The 17949-nt window shown below is 71.0% G+C and carries 14 protein-coding genes; 4 read left to right on the top strand and 10 right to left on the bottom strand.

Translation table 11 applies throughout. The features are described 5' to 3' along the window. Positions 1–11 precede the first annotated feature (11 nt). On the top strand, positions 12–1403 hold the full coding sequence (gene nirK, locus EYQ95_RS22905; RefSeq protein ID WP_207916616.1) for a copper-containing nitrite reductase: 1392 nt from the start codon (positions 12–14) through the stop codon (positions 1401–1403). A 180-nt stretch (positions 1404–1583) separates the two neighbouring features. Beyond that, positions 1584–2045, top strand: coding sequence for an azurin (gene azu / locus EYQ95_RS22900; protein WP_207916613.1), 462 nt, complete (start codon positions 1584–1586; stop codon positions 2043–2045). Positions 2046–2560: 515 nt separating this feature from the next. Here the strand turns inward: azu and EYQ95_RS22895 are convergent. The 8 genes from EYQ95_RS22895 to EYQ95_RS22860 form a co-directional block, all read right to left on the bottom strand. After that, positions 2561–4654, bottom strand: a complete 2094-nt coding sequence (locus EYQ95_RS22895) for a TonB-dependent copper receptor (RefSeq protein ID WP_132330928.1) — start codon at positions 4652–4654, stop codon at positions 2561–2563. Positions 4655–4690: 36 nt separating this feature from the next. Next, positions 4691–5134, bottom strand: a complete 444-nt coding sequence (locus EYQ95_RS22890) for a DUF2946 family protein (protein WP_132330926.1) — start codon at positions 5132–5134, stop codon at positions 4691–4693. A gap of 81 nt (positions 5135–5215) precedes the next feature. After that, entirely contained in the window at positions 5216–5491 is a 276-nt protein-coding gene (locus EYQ95_RS22885; RefSeq protein ID WP_132330924.1) for a zf-TFIIB domain-containing protein, read from the bottom strand. 311 nt (positions 5492–5802) lie between these two features. Continuing rightward, positions 5803–6852 (bottom strand): dihydroorotase, encoded by a 1050-nt coding sequence (pyrC, locus tag EYQ95_RS22880; RefSeq protein WP_132330922.1) that lies wholly within the window; start codon positions 6850–6852, stop codon positions 5803–5805. Positions 6853–6904: 52 nt separating this feature from the next. Further along, positions 6905–7600 carry a dethiobiotin synthase gene (gene bioD / locus EYQ95_RS22875; RefSeq protein ID WP_132330908.1) on the bottom strand — a complete coding sequence of 232 codons (696 nt, stop codon included), beginning with the start codon at positions 7598–7600 and terminating at the stop codon, positions 6905–6907. Positions 7601–7654: 54 nt separating this feature from the next. Then, positions 7655–7927 carry a hypothetical protein gene (locus EYQ95_RS22870; protein WP_132330906.1) on the bottom strand — a complete coding sequence of 91 codons (273 nt, stop codon included), beginning with the start codon at positions 7925–7927 and terminating at the stop codon, positions 7655–7657. A gap of 58 nt (positions 7928–7985) precedes the next feature. Further along, complete coding sequence (locus EYQ95_RS22865) at positions 7986–8372, bottom strand: response regulator (protein ID WP_165924835.1); 387 nt, start codon at positions 8370–8372, stop codon at positions 7986–7988. Further along, on the bottom strand, positions 8330–11584 hold the full coding sequence (locus tag EYQ95_RS22860; protein ID WP_165924834.1) for a PAS domain S-box protein: 3255 nt from the start codon (positions 11582–11584) through the stop codon (positions 8330–8332). Before EYQ95_RS22860 ends, EYQ95_RS22865 begins: the two co-directional genes overlap by 43 nt. Positions 11585–11757: 173 nt before the next feature. Here EYQ95_RS22860 and queD point away from each other — a divergent pair, with 173 nt between their 5' ends. Together queD and EYQ95_RS22850 are read left to right on the top strand one after the other, a co-directional pair. After that, on the top strand, positions 11758–12123 hold the full coding sequence (gene queD / locus EYQ95_RS22855) for a 6-carboxytetrahydropterin synthase QueD (protein ID WP_132330900.1): 366 nt from the start codon (positions 11758–11760) through the stop codon (positions 12121–12123). Between the two features lie 136 nt (positions 12124–12259). Next, positions 12260–12730 carry a phasin family protein gene (locus tag EYQ95_RS22850; protein WP_132330898.1) on the top strand — a complete coding sequence of 157 codons (471 nt, stop codon included), beginning with the start codon at positions 12260–12262 and terminating at the stop codon, positions 12728–12730. Between the two features lie 1024 nt (positions 12731–13754). On the opposite strand, the gene EYQ95_RS22845 is transcribed toward EYQ95_RS22850, so the two are convergent. Both EYQ95_RS22845 and EYQ95_RS22840 read right to left on the bottom strand, forming a co-directional pair. Next, the gene (locus EYQ95_RS22845) at positions 13755–16817 is read right to left on the bottom strand and encodes an efflux RND transporter permease subunit (RefSeq protein WP_132330896.1); all 3063 of its coding nucleotides are present in this window, start codon (positions 16815–16817) and stop codon (positions 13755–13757) included. Between the two features lie 75 nt (positions 16818–16892). Next, positions 16893–17831 (bottom strand): efflux RND transporter periplasmic adaptor subunit, encoded by a 939-nt coding sequence (locus EYQ95_RS22840; RefSeq protein ID WP_256432857.1) that lies wholly within the window; start codon positions 17829–17831, stop codon positions 16893–16895. Between the last annotated feature and the right edge of the window lie 118 nt (positions 17832–17949).

Genomic DNA, 17949 nt, shown 5'->3' with positions numbered 1-17949 from the left:
CGGAGTCAACCGTGAAGAAGTCCGCACTGCTCATCGCCATCGGCCTCGCGCTCGGCAGCCTCGCGCCCACGGCGGCGCTGGCGCAGCACGATGCCCACAAGTCCACCAACGTCGCCCCGGTGGCCGACGTCGTCTTCACCCTGCGCACCGAGATCGCCGACGGCAAGCTCGTGTTCGTGGGTGAGGCCGGCGCGATCAAGGGCCAGGTCAATCCCGACCTGCGCGTGCCGGAAGGCAAGGTCGTGCAGATCAACCTGGTGAACGGCGATGGCGCCCTGCACGACATCGCGGTGCCCGAGTTCGGCGCCAAGTCCGACCAGATCTCCGACAAGGGGGCCTCGACCACCATCGTGTTCCGTGCCACCAAGGCCGGCACGTTCGAGTACATCTGCACCCTGCCCGGCCACAAGGCCGCGGGCATGGTGGGCAAGCTGACCGTGGGCGACGTCAAGGCCGCTGCGAGCACGGCCACCGAGATCGCGATGGACCCGAACAAGGTCGGCACGCCGGTTGGCCAGCGCGCGCCCAAGAACCTCGAGTTCTCGATGACCACCACCGAGGTCGAGGGCCGGCTCTCCGACGGCAGCACCTACAGGTACTGGACCTTCGACAACCGCGTGCCGGGCCCGTTCCTGCGCATCCGCAAGGGCGACACGGTGAAGTTCAACCTCACGAACGCGCCCGACAGCGTGAACATCCACTCGATCGACTTCCATGCGGTCACCGGGCCCGGTGGCGGCGCGGCGGTCACGCAGGTGGCGCCCGGCCAGACCAAGAGCTTCACCTTCAAGGCGCTCAACCCCGGCCTGTACGTCTACCACTGCGCCACGCCGATGGTCGCCCACCACATCTCCAACGGCATGTACGGCCTGATCCTGGTCGAGCCGGAAGAAGGCCTGCCGAAGGTCGACAAGGAGTTCTACGTGATGCAGGGCGAGCTCTACACCGTGCAGAAGCACGGCTCTACGGGCCCGCAGGAGTTCTCGCTCGACAAGCTGCTGGACGAGAACCCCGAGCACATCACCTTCAACGGCTCGATGGATGCGCTGACCAAGACCTACAAGATGGAAGCCGACGTGGGCGAGACCGTGCGCATCTTCTTCGGCGTGGGCGGCCCGAACCTGACCTCCAGCTTCCACGTCATCGGCGAGGTGTTCGACCGGGTATACGAGCTGGCCTCGCTGCAGACGCCGCCGCTGCGTGACGTGCAGACCACACTGGTGCCCCCGGGCGGCGCCACGATGGTGGAGTTCAAGGTCGACTATCCCGGCAAGTACATCCTGGTCGACCATGCGCTCTCGCGCCTCGAGAAGGGCCTCGTCGGCTTCCTGCACGTCAACGGCAAGAAGGACGACAGCGTCTTCAAGACCGACCAGGCGCACGATCCGAACTCGGGCCACTGAGAGCCCGGCGGTTGGACCCTCCCGGCCGCGCCCTCGGGCGCGGCCTCTTTTTTTCCTGAACTTCGCCAAACGGCCTGCGACAGCAGGCATCGATCTGATCCAAATCAAGGCGCGCGGCAGGCCCGCAGGCCAGACTTTGCATCACCGAGACCTTCCTGACCGAAACACGGAGCCAACCAGATGATCCGCACCATGCACGTCGCCGGCCTGCTCGTCCTGGGCGCCCTTGCCGGCTTCACCAACCCCGCCGCCGCCGCGGAGTGCAAGGCGACCGTCGACTCCAACGACGCGATGCAGTTCACCGTCAAGTCGATCACCGTGCCCAAGAGCTGCAAGAGCTTCACCGTGACGCTGCGCCACACCGGCAAGCTGCCGGCGACCGCCATGGGCCACAACTTCGTGCTCGGCAAGACCGCCGATGCGAACGGCATCGCTTCCGACGGCATGAAGGCCGGCGCGGCCGCCAACTACGTCAAGGCCGGCGACGCGCGCGTCATCGCGGCGAGCAAGATCATCGGGGGCGGCCAGTCCACCACGGTCACCATCCCGGTCGCCAAGCTCAAGGCCGGCGAAAGCTACACCTACATCTGCTCGTTCCCGGGCCACTCGTCGATCATGCGCGGCACCCTCGTCGTCAAGTAAGTAGTGTCCACGGCGCGGCGTTGCAGGCGCGGGGGATTCCCCGTCGGCAACCCCGCCCATCCCGCCAAGGCGCCTGCCAGCTGCAGGCGCCTTTTTTCGTGTCGAGCAGGCATGCGCGCCGTGGCCTGCCGCGGCCGCCGGCGTGGCTGCGCGATGCAGCCGGCCCGCACACCAGCCCGGCACCCTGGCGGCCGTGGCCTGCCCCGGGCTACCCGCATTGCGTCGACGAAAAGCGGAAGCAGCCGCCCGTGCGCCATGTCCAGCGTCGGATGGCAGCTGCCCGTGCTGCTGGCTACACGGCCAGGCATGCGCGCCGCCGCCCCCAGGATGGTGCCGCCGGCCCACGCAGGCACGGCGAACGACGTCGCAAGCATGATCACGGCGCCGGTCGGGAGCGTGCGTATCGTGCGTCCGATCACCCGACGACGTCGGTGCGCCGTGCGCGCCGATGGCTCGGGGCCGGATCAAGCCTTCGCCGCGATGCCCGCGCACCGCGGCGAAGATGCAGGCCCTGCTCAGTACCTGACGCCGATGCGCACCCAGGCCGTACGGCCGGGCTCGGCGATGCGCACGGGATCGGCGGGGTAGCCGAAGTCGGCATTGCCGGCCAGGTTCAGGTGCTCGGCATAGTGGCGGTCGAACAGATTGTCGATGCCGGCGGTGAGCTGCACGAGGTCGTTGACCCGGTAGCCGCCGTTGACGGCGAGCGTGGCGAAGCCGCCCGTGGGGCCGAGATCGCGGCCGACCACGTTGCCCTGCCCCGGCGCCACGCGGTCCTGCCCCGCCACCGCGCGCAGGACCGCGCCGGCCGACCAGCGCTCGTGGTCGTTCCAGTTCACGCCCAGGCGCGCCTCGAAGGGCGACATCTGCGGCAGCGCGCGGCGCTGCGTGCGGTTCTCGCCCCAGGCCCAGGCCAGGGAGCCGTCGATCTTCCAGTGCGTCGCCGCCTTCCACGCGATGCCGGCCTCGGCGCCATGCACCGCGGCGTCGACGTTGCGCGCGACGGTGGTGGGGCCCATGCCGCCCATTGCCGGCATGTAGTCGAACAGGATGAAGTCCTCGATGCGGCCGGCGTAGGCGGAAACCCAGGCGTCCAGGGTGCTGGACCGGTACTGCAGGCCGACGTCGAGCTGCGTGGTCTTCTCGGTTTCGACACCGGCGAAGGCATTGGCCGCGCCGGTCGGACCGCGCGTGGCCGAGAACAGCTCCCAGTAGTCGGGCATGCGCTCGGTGTGACCGACGCCCGCATACCAGCCCAGGCCCCTGCCGGTGCCGTGCTCCCAGCGCAGGAAGCCGGCCGCGAGGTCTTCCCGGCGCGTTTGCCCATACGTCGGGTTCGGGGTGGCCCGCATGCCGACCGTCGCACGCGCGTCGCGCGCGGCGGCCCGGTCCGCGCGGGCGCCGGCGACGAGGCGGTCCGCGGCGTCGAGGCGCCAGGCCACTTCGCCGAACGCGCCCGCATTGCGCATCACCGCATCGCGTGTCCACGGAAGCGTGGCATAGGTGCCGCGGCCGCCGGCACTGCGGCGGCGGTGCTCGCTGTCCTGCACATCGAAGCCCAGCGTCGCGTCGAAGCCCTCCGTGACCCACTTCGCCGCCGCGCGGCCGCCCGTGGTCACGCGCTCCACGTTCGAGGCCATCGGCATCGGCATCGCGCTGGCCGGGTTGGGCGTGCGCAGCGTGTAGTTGTCCATCACGTGGTCGGCGCGGTTGCGGTAGACGTTGGCCTCGATGCGGTCCAGCGCACCGTCGATGTCGCGCTTCTCCAGGCGCAGGCCCGTGCTCTCGCGCACGAACTGCGCGCCGTCCATGCCGCGCGCGGCATAGCGTGCCTCGCCGTCGCCGCGGCCGACGGTGGCCTCGACCAGCGTGCCCGCGTCCGGCGTCCAGCCCAGCGCCGCATCGGCATTCCACTTGGTCCAGCGCGAGGGCACTTCGTTGCCGTCGCCGTCGCGGTAGTCGTCGGAATCGGAGCGGTTGGCGGACACGCGCGCGTAACCCAGCGGCGCGCCGAGGGTCACGTCGGCCACCTGGTCGTTGCGCCCGTGGTCCCCGAACAGCAGCGCGCCGCTGCCCTTGACCGTGCGCTCGGCGAAGACCTCGCGGTCGCGCGAGAAGCGCACCGTGCCCGCCGACGCGCCCGGCCCCCAGAGCACGGTCTGCGGACCCTTGACCACGGTGAGCTGGTCGAAGGTGTCGGGCGAGACGTAGGACAGCGGGTTGTCCATGCGCGAGGGGCAGGCGCCGGGCATCGCGCCGTCGTTGGTGAGCAGGTTCAGGCGCGAGCCGAACATGCCGCGCAGCACGGGGTCGCCGTTGGTTCCGCCATTGCGGATGGCGTTGAAGCCTGGAATGGTCTTGAGGTAGTCGGCGCCGTCGCTGGCGGGGATCGGCTGGCGCGGCAGGCGAGGGTCGGTCTCGTAGGTGAGCGCGGAGACGGGGCGCACGCCGGTGACGACGACGCGGTCGAGCATCACCTCGCCGCCGGCCGCGATCGCGGCATCGTGTTCGGGAGCGGGCGCGGCGACGAGCGGGGAAGCACAGAGGATGAGGGCGACGGCGGACGCAAGGCGGCACGTGGCCATCGCCCGGGAGTTCGAGCGGGTCATGGGAGTTCTCGGAAGCGGTGGGAGCGGGTGGCGGCGTCAGGCCGCCCGCGGTGGCCCACGTGCTCCCAGTCCCGCCCGCCGCGCAGACGGGCGCGGCGCCGATCCCTGCGCCCATGCCCGCGCATCGCCCTGCGGCGGATGGAGGTTGGCGCCCCCCTGCAGCCCCGCAAGCGCGAGGCCGGCGGCGAGCACGCAGTAGTCGCAGTCTTCGCCATGCGCGGGCGGGTGGCCGGTCGCGTTGCCGGCAACGACGTCGCCATCGACGTCGTTGCGTGCGTCGACCTCGGCGTCGTGCAGCGGGGGCGCGAGGCGGTGCGCGGCGTGTGCGGGCGCCTGCAACGCCGCCCACAGCCGCCCCGTCGTCGGCAGCAACGCGAGCGCCAGCACGGCCCAGAGGGCGAGGCGGTTCGCGTGACGACGGACGGCGTGGTGCATGGGGCCAGTGTGCTGATGCACCGCGCCGCGCGCCTTGATCGACATCAACCAGGCGCGTGTTCGCGCCGGGCGGCTACGCGGTGCGCGATGCCGCGCGCGTGGGATGGCGCGCGGCGGTGGTGCGCGTCAGAAATCGAACAGTTCGCCCAGCAGCGACTTGTGCTTCTTGCGGCGCGGGTCGTAGCCATGCCCCGGATGCGGGGTGCCGTAGTGCGAGGCCGGCTGCACGGGCGGCGGTGCGGCCGCGCGCGACGCGGGTGCGGCCTGCTCGGAACGCTCGATCAGGCGGTCGAGCTCGCCGCGGTCGAGCCAGATGCCGCGGCACTGGGGGCAGTAGTCGATCTCGATGCCCTGGCGATCGGTCATGGCCAGGTTCACGGTCTTGCAGACGGGGCAGAGCATGAGGGTTCTCCGGTGGTCGCGGGCGATCGCGGCAAAGACCGGTGGACGCACCTTCGCCGCGGGCGGCGAAGGTCTTGCTCGCAGTCGTCGACTGCTGCCGGGCCGGGGCATGGGCCCGGATTGACGACCACGGCACGCGGGAGCTACTCCCCTTCGCGGTCGAGCCTAGCACGCGCGGTGTTTGCCGGCCGCGCGTTCGCGGCGACCGCGCAACCGCATGCATCGGCACCGCGCATGCATCGCGCGGCGCGATGGCATCGCCCGCCGGCTTGCCCGGGCCGAGCGCGACCTTGCGCCGCGAACCATCGCGCTCAGCCGGCGAGGCGCCAGGCCACCGTTTCCCCGGCGCGCAACGGTACGAGCTCCTGCCCGCCCTTGCTCATCACCGGCGGCACCGGCGTGGCCTCGCGCACCAGCTCGATGCGGTCGGTATTGCGCGGCAGGCGGTAGAAGTCCGGGCCGTTGTGGCTGGCGAAGCCTTCGAGCCGGTCGAGCGCGCCGGCGGCGTCGAAGGCCTCGGCGTAGAGCTCGATCGCCGCGTGCGCGGTGTAGATGCCCGCGCAGCCGCAGGACGATTCCTTGGCATGCTTCGGATGCGGCGCGCTGTCGGTGCCGAGGAAGAACTTGCCGCCGCCGGAGATCGCCGCCTTCACCAGCGCCTGCCGGTGCAGCTCGCGCTTGAGCACGGGCAGGCAGTAGTGATGCGGGCGCAGGCCACCGGCGAAGATCGCGTTGCGGTTGAGCAGCAGGTGGTGGGCGGTGAGCGTGCCCGCCACCGTCGCCGGCGCGTCCAGCACGAACTGCGCGCCCTCGCGCGTGGTCACGTGCTCGAGCACGACGCGCAGCGCGGGGAAGTCGCGCACGAGGCGGTCGAGGTGGCGCTCGATGAAGACGGCCTCGCGGTCGAAGACGTCGACATCCGGATCGGTGACCTCGCCATGCACCAGCAGCGGCAGGTCGACGCGCTGCATGGCCTCCAGCACCGCGTGCACGCGGCGCAGGTCGGCCACGCCCGCGTGCGAGTTGGTGGTGGCGTTCGCGGGATAGAGCTTGACGCCGTGCACGAAGCCGCTGTCCTTCGCGCGCAGGATCTCGTCGGGCGCCGTCGCCTCGGTGAGGTAGAGCGTCATCAGCGGCTCGAAACGCGCGCCCTCGGGCAACGCGGCGAGGATGCGTTCACGGTAGGCGGCGGCATCGGCGGTAGTCACCACCGGCGGCACCAGGTTGGGCATGACGATCGCGCGCGCCATCTGCCGCGCGGTATCGGGCAGCACGTCGCGCAGCATGGCGCCGTCGCGCAGGTGCAGGTGCCAGTCGTCGGGACGCGTGAGGGTCAGGCGGTCGGTGCGGGGCGTGGACATGGCGACGTCGGCTGCGGCAGGTCGTGCATTGTCGCGCGTGGCGCCCGGGACGTCAGGCGCGTGGCGCGAGCCGTTCCACCAGCGTTGCAAGCCGCGCGGCGTCCTCTGCCCAGGCCGACGGCCCCGCGGCCGCCCCGGGGGGAAGCACGTCCACGGCGCGACCGCTCCAGCGCGCAAGGTCGGCGGCATTGTCCATGCCCGCATCACCAGCATCGCCGTGCCGGCTCAGCACGAGCGCGGCGACGTGCAGGCCACGTCGCGCAATGGCCTCCAGCGTGAGCAGCGCATGGTTGATCGCACCCAGGCGATCGGCGACCACCAGCACCACCGGCAGGCCGAGCGCGGCGGCCAGGTCGGCGTTGAGCGCGCCCGGTGCGACCGGCGAGCAGAAGCCCCCGGCGCCCTCGACCAGCAGCACGTCGCCGCCGGCATCGGCCATGCAGGCATCGCGCAGGGCCTCGGCATCGAAGCGCAGGCCCTCCAGCGCCGCCGCGCGCTCGGGCGAGACCGGCGTGCGCAGGCGGAAGCGGCAGACGCGCTCCAGCGGCTCGCGCGCGCCGGCGGCCAGCCGCAGGGCCTCGGCGTCCTGCGGCACGGGCATGCCGTCGATGTCCGGGCAGCCCGATTCCACCGGCTTGCGCACGCGAACGTCCAGCCCGCGCGCGGCCAGCCCGCGCGCGATCGCGGTGCCCACGCGCGTCTTGCCGACGCCGGTGTCGGTGCCGGTGAGGAAGTAGCCGATCGTCATGCGCGCATGATGCCTGCGCAGGCGGCGCAGGTCAGCGGCGCGCGGCCGGATGCGTCAGTGGTAGGCGTACCGGGACGTGGCCGGGCCGCAGAGCTGGTTCAGCAGCAGGTTGCAGCCTTCGCGCACGCGGTCGCAGACCACGCGGGCGAGGAACTCGCAGTCGTCGGCCGACAGCCCCTCCCCCGGCACAGGCAGCGTGCCGGTCAACGGCACGGCGCGGTAGCGATGGCCGCGTCCGGGCAGCGCGACCACGGTGAGGCCGGAGACATGCGTGGCGCTGGCCTCGTCCAGGTTGACGGTCCAGTCCGGGGAGGATGCGGTGTCCATGGAGGCGTGCCGGGAGAAGCGTGACGCGACTTCTACGCACGCCGTGATGAAGGTCGCATCAAGCCGTCCTCGCGATCGCTCCCCGCTGCTCGGCCCCGGGCCTGGCGGCCTCCGCCAGCGCGGCCTGCACGGCGGCCACGCTCACGGGCTTGGTCAGGTGCAGGTCGAAGCCGGCGTCGCGGGCGCGCTGCTTGTCGGCCTCGCCGCCCCAACCGCTTACCGCGACCAGCCGCAGGCCGGCCAACGCCGGTTCCGCACGCAGGCGGCGCGCGAGCTCGTAGCCGTTCATGCCCGGCATGCCGATGTCGAGGAACGCGGCCCGGAGCTGGAACTCGCAGGCCACCAGCAGGCCCTCGGTCCCCGAGAACGCCACTCGCACTTCGTGGCCGTCGAGCGCCAGCATCATCGCAAGGCTCTCGGCGGCATCGGCATTGTCATCGACCACCAGAACGCGGGTGCGCTCGCCCGCCGACGGCGCGGCCGGATGGGAGGCCGGGGCGGGCCGCGCACCGGCGGCCAGCGGCAGGCGTACGGTGAAGGTCGCACCCCGGCCCAGCCCCTCGCTCTCGGCGGCGATGCTGCCGCCGTGCATTCGACCAGGCGGCGCGCCAGCGCCAGGCCGATGCCCAGGCCGCCCTGCGCGCGGTCGAGCGTGCGGTTGACCTGCGCGAACATGCCGAACACCTCGCCCAGCGCCTCGCGCGGAATGCCCAGCCCGGTGTCGGTCACGCGGATGCGCGCCTCGCCCTCGCCGGCGTCGATGTGCAGGCGGATGTCGCCGCCGTCGGGCGTGGACTTGGCGGCGTTCGCCAGCAGGTTGCCCAGCACCTGCGCCAGCCGCGTGGGGTCGGCGTCCACCCAAAGCGGTTCCGCGGGCATGTCGACCGACAGGCGGTGACGCGCCGCCTCGATCGCCGGCCGGGACGACTCGATCGCCGCCCGCGCGGCGCCCTGCAGCGAAATGCGGTCGCGCTGCAGCACGGCCTTGCCGGAGGTGATGCGCGAGACGTCGAGCAGGTCGTCGATCAGCCGCACCATGTGGCCGAGCTGGCGCTCCATCATCTGCCGCGTGCGGCGCGCGACATCGGCGTCGTCGGTGAGGTTGAGCACCTGCAGGCCGGTGCGGATGGGCGAGAGCGGATTGCGCAGTTCGTGCGCGAGCGTGGCCAGGAACTCGTCCTTGCGGCGGTCGGCCTCGCGCAGGGCGTCCTCGGCGTCGCGGCGCTCGGTCACGTCCATGATCGCGCCGATGCAGCCCAGGAACTCGCCGCGCGCGCCGAATCGTGGACGCGCCGTGGCATGCATCCAGCGCCACGCGCCGTCCCAGCGGCGCGCACGGTACTCGACGGAGAAGGCCTCCTGCGTGCGCAGCCCGTCGCTCAGTCGCGCGATCGCTTCCTCGCGATCGTCGGGATGGATGACCGCGACCCAGCCGAAGCCCAGCTCGTCGTCGGGCATGCGGCCGGTGAACTCGCACCAGCGCCGGCTGAGGTAGCTGCAGCTGCCATCGGGCTCGGACATCCAGATCATCATCGGCGCGGTATCGGCCATCTGCCGGAAGCCCGCCTCGGACTCGCGCAGGGCCGAGAGCGAGCGCTCGCGCTCGATGGCGGGCCACAGGCGCGCGACGACCTCGCGCAGCACCTGCAGCTCGTCCGGGCGCCAGGCATGCGGCCGTGCGCAGGCCACCGTCAGCGTGCCGGCGATGCGCCCCTCGATGACGTAGCTGGTCGCGGCCAGCGCGACCGTGCCGTAAGGTGCGTAGTTCGACGCGAAGTCGGCGGTGAGCGGATGCGTGCGCAGATCGTCGATCGCCACCACCTCGCCCGCCGCAAGGCGCCGCCCCAGGTCGCGGGTGAAGAACTCGCGTGCATCGCGCACGCCGCTCACGCGCGGCGCGCCTTCCTGGGTCCATTCGTGCAGGGTGCGCACCTGCCCGGCCTCGACGTCGATATCCGACAGCGTGCAGCGCAGCAGTCCGAAATGCTCGCCCAGCCGGCGCAGGCCGCTCGAGGCCATCGCGTCCACGCCCGATGCGCCCGCGATGTCGCGGTCGATGGCGGCCAACAGGGCCGCCGTGGCCTCGCTGCGGCGGCGCGCGGTGACGTCCGTGTGGGTCTGCATGACCGACACCGGGCGGCCTTGCGCGTCGCGGTTGAGCACCCAGCGCGCGTGCACGATCACCCGCGAGCCGTCCTTGCAGGTGTGTTCGATCTCGCCGTCCCGGCGGTCGTTGGCGTGCAGCTCGCGGTCGATCTCGGCGAACGGCCGCGGAAAACGTGACTGCAGCAGCTCGCGCGCGATCCGGCCGCGGGCCTCGGCGGCGGTGTAGCCGTAAAGCACCTCGGCGCCGCGGTTCCAGTAGTCGATGCGACCGGCGAGGTCGCGTATGAAGATGGCGTCCGCCGCCAGATCCAGCAGGCGGGCCTGGTCGACGAGGCGGCGCTCGTCGCGCTGGCGACCGGTGACGTCGGAGATGGTGCCGAGCATCGTGCCGGGCCGGTCGTCGCCCTCGGCCACGGCGCGCCCACGCGCTTCCAGCCACACCTCGCCGCCGTCGGGGCGGCACAGGCGGAAGACGGCTTCGAACAGCGCCTGGCGCTCCAGCGCGCGCCGGTAGGCTTCGCGAACGCCGTCCACATCCTCGGGGTGTATGAGCCGCATCACCCCCTCGCGCGTGCCCACGGCGTCGCGGGCCGCGAGCCCGGTGATGCGGTTGCACTCGGGTGAGAACGTCATCGCGCCGCTGCGCAGGTCGAGCTTCCACAGGCCGGTGCCCGTCGCCTCCAGCGCCAGCCGCAGGCGCGTATCGCTCAGCATCAGTGCGCGTTGCGCGCGTCGCTCGTCGGCGACCACCGCCAGCACCAGCATGCTCGATGCCATCACCAGCATGAAGGTCTGCAGGCCCAGCATCCGGATGGCGGGGTCCGGATGCATGAAGGGTCCGACGCCGCGGGCGGTCCCGAGCATTCCCATGCCGGCAAGCACCAGGCATACGACGGCCGCGCCCCGCAGCCTCAGCGCGAGCGCGGCCCAGATCAGCGGCACGTACGCGAGGAAGGTGTAGAGCCGCTCGTCCCCGCGCAGGAACACCTGCGCGCCGATGACCACCGCCAGCGCCAGGCAGGCGGCGAACTGCCACCACCAGCGCGCCGATCGCGGCACGGGCCCCGCCGACCAGGCGAACAGCAGCGTGCCGACGATCAGCATGCCGTTGAGGTCGCCGAGCGCCCAGCGCAACCACAGCATGACCGTGGCCCCGGTCCCATACCCGCCCGCCAGCGCGAAGGCACCGCCGGCGAGGCTGGCGGCCACCACGGCCGAGAGCGCCGAGGCCAGCATCAGGTGGAGGAAATCGCGCACGCTCTCCAGGCCCGGCTGGAACCCCACGCGCTCGAGCAGGCCCGAGCCCAGCCAGGCCGCAAGCGCCACACCGCCCGAGGTGACCAGCAGGTAGGCAGGGCCAGGCGGTGACGGGCCCAGCACCGTCGCGGCGAGATAGCCGGCCAGCACCCCCGGCCAGAGCGCGCGCCCTCGCAGCACGAGGGCCGCCAGCGCCAGCCCCGCGGCCGGCCATACCGGCACGCCCATGCCCTGGCGGCGGCTCCACTCCATGCCCAGCAGCGCCAGTGGCAGATACAGCGCGGCGAGTCCCACGATCCCGGCCACCCGCGACCAGACACGACGCGGGCACTCGGAGGCGGCTGCAGGATCGGGAGACGGACTTGGCACGCGGGAACCGACGACACCTACGGGTCGTCACGTATCAACGCCGTCATCACTCCGCATTCATCCGGCGCTGACATTCCCCCCGGCCGTACAATCCGCGGATGGAACTGTTCAAGGCCTTTACGCTCGAGGCGGCCCACCGCCTTCCCCACGTCCCCGAAAGCCACAAGTGCGCCCGCCTGCACGGGCACTCCTTCCGCGTCGAGATCCACGTCAGCGGCGAGGTCGGCGCCGAAACCGGCTGGGTCATGGACTTCGCCGACATCAAGGCCGCGTTCCGACCGCTGTACGACCGCCTCGACCACCACTACCTCAACGAGGTCGAAGGCCTGGAGAACCCGACCAGCGAACGGCTGGCCATGTGGATCTGGGACCGGCTCAAGCCGACCCTGCCCCTGCTGTCGGCCGTGGTGGTGCACGAGACCTGCACCTCCGGCTGCCGTTACCAGGGCCCCGGCACGGGCTAAGTCCTTACAGCCGCTCACTTTCCTGACCCGGGCGCAACGGCCGACCAGCGGTTGTTGCGGTGCAGCAAACGCCTGTCTATGCTGCAACGCACCATCCACGCTGTATCGGCCCGTGGGCCGTCACCAGGAGTCCACCATGTACGCGCAGATCAACGAGCAGTTCGCCGCGGCCACCCGTCAGTTCGCTGATACGGCCGCCCGCATCAACCGGCTCACCCTCGAGAACGCCGAGGCCATCGTCGGCCTGCAGCTGGCCGCCATCGAGGAGCGCACCTCGGCCACCTTCGCCTTCCTCGGCGAGGCCGCGCAGGTCCGCGACTTCGACGGCGCCAAGGCCCTGTGGCCGAAGGGCGCGCAGGTCGCCCGCGAGAACGTCGAGCGTGCCCTGACCACGGGCCAGGACGTCGTCGGCCGCATGGTCAAGGCCAACGAGGCCGTCGCGCAGATCGCCAAGGGCCAGTTCGAGGCGGTCGCCCGCAATGCCAACGAGACCGTGAAGCAGGCCCAGGAGCAGTTCCAGCAGGCCGCGACCTCGGCCGGCAAGGCCACCGAGCAGGCCGCCGCGAACGCGCAGAACGCGTCCAACGGCCAGAAGAACGGCAAGTAAGTCTCTCTCCAGTCGACGCTGGAACCGGCCCGGCAGCTTCGGCTGCCGGGCTTTTTCGTTTCGGGCAGGCGCTTGTGCCCGACCAGATTCGGCACCGGGGCGACGCCTGCATTCGGCGACCTCGGCAGCCAGCGCCAACCGTAAGACCCGACGGGCGGCGCGCAGGAAGCGCGCCGTCGGCACCCGGGCCATGGATGGCGAGTGTGCCGATCGCGGTGTCGTGTCCGGACGCGGGCTGTGGACCTGTCGGGAAAGGCCCTTTCATTTTTCGATACTTTTCTTCGAGCCAGCAAAGAGAACGACCTCGGGCGCGACAGCGCACGAAACGCTGCTGCCCTCGACGACACAACGCAAAAAGCAACGTCCACGGATCCCCGCGTGCGCGCGGACGACGGGCACGAGCGCGGACGTGCATGCCACGGAAGCGGCAACCCGAACGCGAAAGTCGCTGGGTTCCCGCTTTCGCGGGAACGACGGGGTTGGTGGCGACGGCTTCCTTTCAGAGACCTCGGCAGCCAGCGCGAACCGTAAGACCCGAAGGGCGGCGCGCAGGAAGCGCGCCGTCGGCACCCGAGGCAGGATGCCGAGTGTGCCGATCGCGATGTCGTTTCCGGTCGCGGGCTGTAGACGTGTCGGGGAAGGCCCTTTCTTTTGGGTACTTTTCTTTGGGCCAGCAAAGAAAAGTACCTCGGGCGCGGCAGCGCACGAAACGCTGTTGCTCCTAACCGCAGAACACCAACGCCAACGTCCACGGATCCCCGCATGCACGGGGATGACGGGCACGAGCGTGGACGCGCAAGCGACGGAAGCGGCAACCCGACCGCGGAAGTCGCCGGGTCCCCGCCTTCGCGCGGACGACAGAGGGGGGGGAGGCCGGCGCGCGGGGCAGCGCCCACGGATTCCCGCGTCCGCGGACAAGAATGCGCCCCTGGCACCCGTGCCCGTACGGCGCACCCTCACCACCGAAGACCCCAAACACGAACGGCCGGAACACGCCGGCCGTTCGCACTTCACCGCATACGCATCAGTGCGCCGCAGCCCCTTCCGCAGCCTGCACCCGCACCGCCTTGCGATGGTCGCGCGCCAGCAGCAGGTACACCACCGGCACCACGAACAGGGTGAAGAACGTGCCGATCGCCATGCCGCCCACGATCACCCAGCCGATCTGATTGCGCGCCTCGGCACCCGCGCCCGTGGCGATCGCGAGTGGCACGGCGCCGAGCACCATGGCGCCGGTGGTCATCAGGATCGGGCGCAGGCGCAATGCTGCGGCGTCGACCACGGCCTCGAACTTCGTCCGCCCCTGCTCCTGCAGCTGGTTGGCGAACTCCACGATCAGGATGCCGTGCTTGGAGATCAGGCCGATCAGCGTAACGATGCCGATCTGCGAGTAGATGTTCCAGCTGCCGCCGGTGAGCTTGAGCGCCAGGAACGCGCCGAACACCGCCAGCGGCACCGACAGCAGGATCACCAGCGGGTCGACCCAGCTCTCGAACTGCGCGGCCAGCACCAGGAAGATGAAGCCCAGCGCGAGCAGCAGGATCAGGGTGAAGTCGCTTGAGGACTCGCGGAACTCGCGGCTCTGGCCGGACAGGTCGTACTGCGCCTCGGGCGCGACCTCGTCGAGTGCCTGCTCCATCCACGCCAGCGCCTCGCCCATCGGATAGCCGGGCGCGAGGCCCGCGCTGATCGTCGCCGAACGCAGCTTGTTGAAGTGGTTGAGCTCCTTGGCCGCCACCGTCTCGCGCACGTCGACGAGGTTGGAGAGCTGCACCATCTGCCCGTCGCGCCCGCGCACGTAGATGTTCGACAGATCGCCGGGCGTGCGGCGATCGGCGTCCTCGACCTGCACGATCACGTCGTACTGCTCGCTGCCCATCTTGAAGCGGGTGACGTTGCGCCCGCCGAGCATGGTCTCCAGCGTGCGGCCCACCGCCGCCACGTTGCTGCCCACGGCAGCCACCTTGTCGCGGTCGACGTCGATCTTCAGCTGCGGCTTGTCGAGCTTGAGGTCGGTATCGGGATTGGTCAGGCGCGGGTTCTCGGCCATCTTCGCCATGAGCTTGCCGACGGTGGCGCCCAGCTCCTCCCAGCTGCCCGTGGTCTGCACCACGAAGCTCACCGGCTGGCCGAAGCCTTCCTGGCCGAGCGCCGGCGGCAGCACCGGGAAGGCCATGACGCCGGGTATGCCCATGAACTGCGGGAACAGCATGCCCTGCACGTCGGACGACTTCATATCGCGCTGCGACCAGTCCTGCAGGCCGACGAAGCCGATGGTCTGCGTGATCGAGGGGAAGCCCACGATCTGGAAGTAGCGGTCCACGTGCGGCGTCCTCGCGAAGATGTTCTCCATCTGGCGCGCGTACTTGTCGGTGTACTCGACGGTGGAGCCCTCCGGCGCGATGCCGAAGCCGATCACCAGGCCCTGGTCCTCCTGCGGCGCGAGTTCCTTGGGCAGCAGCGTGAACAGCAGCGCGGCGGCCGCAAACAGCGCGACGCCGCCGCCGACCACCGCCCACTTCCAGCGCAGCGCCGCCTGCAGCACGCGGCGGTAGCCGTTGTCGAGCGAGCGCAGCACGCGCTCGCCGGCCAGGTAGAAGCGCCCGTGCTGCTCGTTGGTCTTGAGCAGCTTGGACGACATCATCGGCGACAGCGTCAGCGCGGTGAAACCCGAGACCAGCACACCGCCTGCGAGCGTGAGCGCGAACTCGACGAAGAGCTTGCCGGTGCGGCCGGTCGAGAAGGCCAGCGGGATGTAGACCGCGGCGAGCGTGAGCGTCATCGCCACGATCGCGAAGCCGATCTCCTTCGAGCCCTTAAGCGCCGCCTCGAAGGGCGGCATACCCTCCTCGACGTGGCGGTAGATGTTCTCCAGCATCACGATGGCGTCGTCGACCACGAGGCCGATCGCCAGCACCATCGCCAGCAGCGTGAGCGTGTTGATGGTGAACCCGAACATGTACATCAGCGCGAACGCGCCGATCAGCGAGACCGGGATCGTCACCAGCGGGATGAGCACCGCGCGCCAGCTGCGCAGGAACAGGAAGATCACGATGACGACCAGCAGCACCGCCTCGGCGATGGTCTTGTAGACCTCCTCGATCGACTTCTCGATGAAGATCGTCGAGTCGTAGGCCACGTTGACCTGCACGCCTTCCGGCAGCGTGCGCTGGATCGCGGGGATCATGGCCTTGAGCGCGGCGCTGATCTCCAGCGGATTCGCCACCGCCTGCTTGACCACGCCCAGCGGCACCGCGTCGCGGCCGTTGAAGCGCGCACGGAAGCGGTCCTCCTGCGAGCCGAGCTCGACCCGGGCGACGTCGCGCAGGCGCACGAGGTAGCCGTTGGACTCGCCGAGGATGATGTCGCCAAACTGCTCGGGCGTGCGCAGGTCGGTCTCGCTCAGCACGGTGAACTCGCGCGCGCTGCCTTCCACGCGGCCGGCCGGGATCTCGGCGTTCTGCGCGCGCAGCGCGGCCTCGACGTCGGACGGCGTCAGCCCGAAGCCGGCCAGGCGCTGCGGCTGCAGCCACACGCGCATCGCGTAGCGCACGCCGAACACCTGCGCCTGCGCCACGCCGGGGATGGTCTGCACGCGGTCCTTGACGAGGCGGTCGGCGAGGTCGGCGAGCTCGGTCTTGGAATGGCGGTCGGAGGAGAACGCCATCCAGATGATCGGCTGCGCGTCGGCCTCCTGCTTCTGCACGATCGGCTCGTTGGCCTCCTCGGGCAGGAAGTCGCGCGCCTGGCCCACGCGGTCGCGCACGTCGGAGGCCGCGCCGTCGGGGTCGCGGTCCAGGCGGAAGCGGATCGTCACCTGGCTGGACTGCTCACGGCTGACCGAGCTGATGTACTCGATGCCTTCCACGCCGGAGAGCGCGTCCTCGATCGGCTGGGTGATCTGCGACTCGATCACCTGCGCGCTGGCGCCGGGGTAGCTGGTGTTGACGGTGACGACCGGCGTGTCGACGTTCGGGATCAGCCGCACCGGCAGGCGCGTATAGGCCACGATGCCGATCAGCACGACCACGATGTTGATCACCCAGGCGAAGACCGGGCGGCGGATGGAGATGTCGGACAGGACCACGGGTCGCCTCGCTGTATGGGCACGACGTCTGTCGATTCCTTCCCGCTGCGGGGAAGGAGCGGGTCTTGCGGCGCGTTACTTCGCGGCGGACGCCGGCGGCTTCGCGGCCTGCGCGCCCTGCGCCGGCACCGACACCACCGGCACGCCGTCGCGCATCATCGGCTTGGCCTGCCCGGCGGTGATGACCACGTCCCCGGCCTTCAGGCCCGAGGTGACCTGCACGAAGCCCGGGGTACGCGTACCGGTCTGCACCTCGGTGCGCCTGGCCTTGCCATCGACCACGGTGTAGACGAAGCGGGTCTGGCCGTCCTGCATCAGCGCCTGTTCGGGCACGAGCAGCGCCTCGCCCCCGCTCCCGCCGACCTCGAGCTGCAGGCGCGCGAACTGGCCGGGGCGCAGGCGCCCGTCGGGATTGGCGATGCGGGCGCGCAGCTTCGTGCTGCGGCTGTTGGGGTCGACGACCGGGTCGATCGCCACCACCTCGCCGCCGAAGGCGTCGCCCGGGTAGGCATCGACCTCGACCCGGATGCGCTGGCCGCGCTGCAGCTTCGACAGCTGGGTTTCGGGCACGCTGAAGTCGACCTCGATCGGATCCAGGCGCACCAGCGTGACCAGCGCCTGCCCGGCGTTGACCACCTCGCCCACGCTGACTTCGCGCAGGCCGACCTGGCCTGAGAACGGTGCGGTGAGCGTCATCTTCGAGAGCGCCGCGCGGGCCGAGGCCACGCGGGCCTGGTCCACGCCCAGCGCGGCGCGGGCGCGGTCGTAGTCGGCGCGGGCGATCAGGCGCTCGCCCACCAGTTGCCCCGCGCGGGCGGCGGCGCGACGGCTGTTCTCGAGGTTCGCCGCGGCCTCGTTGAGCGCGGCACGCGCGAGGCTGGCATCCAGCGAGAACAGCGGCTGCCCGGCGCGCACCGTGCCGCCCTCGGTGAAATGGATGCGCGCGATGCGGCCGGAGACTTCGGGCCGCACCACCACCTGCTCGTCCGCGCGCAGGCTGCCCACGGTCGACACGCCGCCGGTGAGCGGCCTAGGGCCTGTTAACACTACGTGCTAACATACTGCGCATGGAACTTACGCCTGCGCAATTCGCGCGTATCGAGGATTGCCTGCCGCGGCAGCGGGGCAATGT

It is taken from the genome of Lysobacter sp. N42, assembly GCF_004344885.1.
This window is presented reverse-complemented; position numbering and strand designations above follow the sequence as displayed.

Excerpts from the sequence above, each read along its gene's own strand:
- azu (WP_207916613.1), top strand. The coding sequence starts at position 1,584 with ATGATCCGCACCATGCACGTCGCCGGCCTGCTCGTCCTGGGCGCCCTT.
- EYQ95_RS22895 (WP_132330928.1), bottom strand. The coding sequence starts at position 4,654 with ATGACCCGCTCGAACTCCCGGGCGATGGCCACGTGCCGCCTTGCGTCC.
- EYQ95_RS22890 (WP_132330926.1), bottom strand. The coding sequence starts at position 5,134 with ATGTCGATCAAGGCGCGCGGCGCGGTGCATCAGCACACTGGCCCCATG.
- EYQ95_RS22885 (WP_132330924.1), bottom strand. The coding sequence starts at position 5,491 with ATGCTCTGCCCCGTCTGCAAGACCGTGAACCTGGCCATGACCGATCGC.
- pyrC (WP_132330922.1), bottom strand. The coding sequence starts at position 6,852 with ATGTCCACGCCCCGCACCGACCGCCTGACCCTCACGCGTCCCGACGAC.
- bioD (WP_132330908.1), bottom strand. The coding sequence starts at position 7,600 with ATGACGATCGGCTACTTCCTCACCGGCACCGACACCGGCGTCGGCAAG.
- EYQ95_RS22870 (WP_132330906.1), bottom strand. The coding sequence starts at position 7,927 with ATGGACACCGCATCCTCCCCGGACTGGACCGTCAACCTGGACGAGGCC.
- queD (WP_132330900.1), top strand. The coding sequence starts at position 11,758 with ATGGAACTGTTCAAGGCCTTTACGCTCGAGGCGGCCCACCGCCTTCCC.
- EYQ95_RS22850 (WP_132330898.1), top strand. The coding sequence starts at position 12,260 with ATGTACGCGCAGATCAACGAGCAGTTCGCCGCGGCCACCCGTCAGTTC.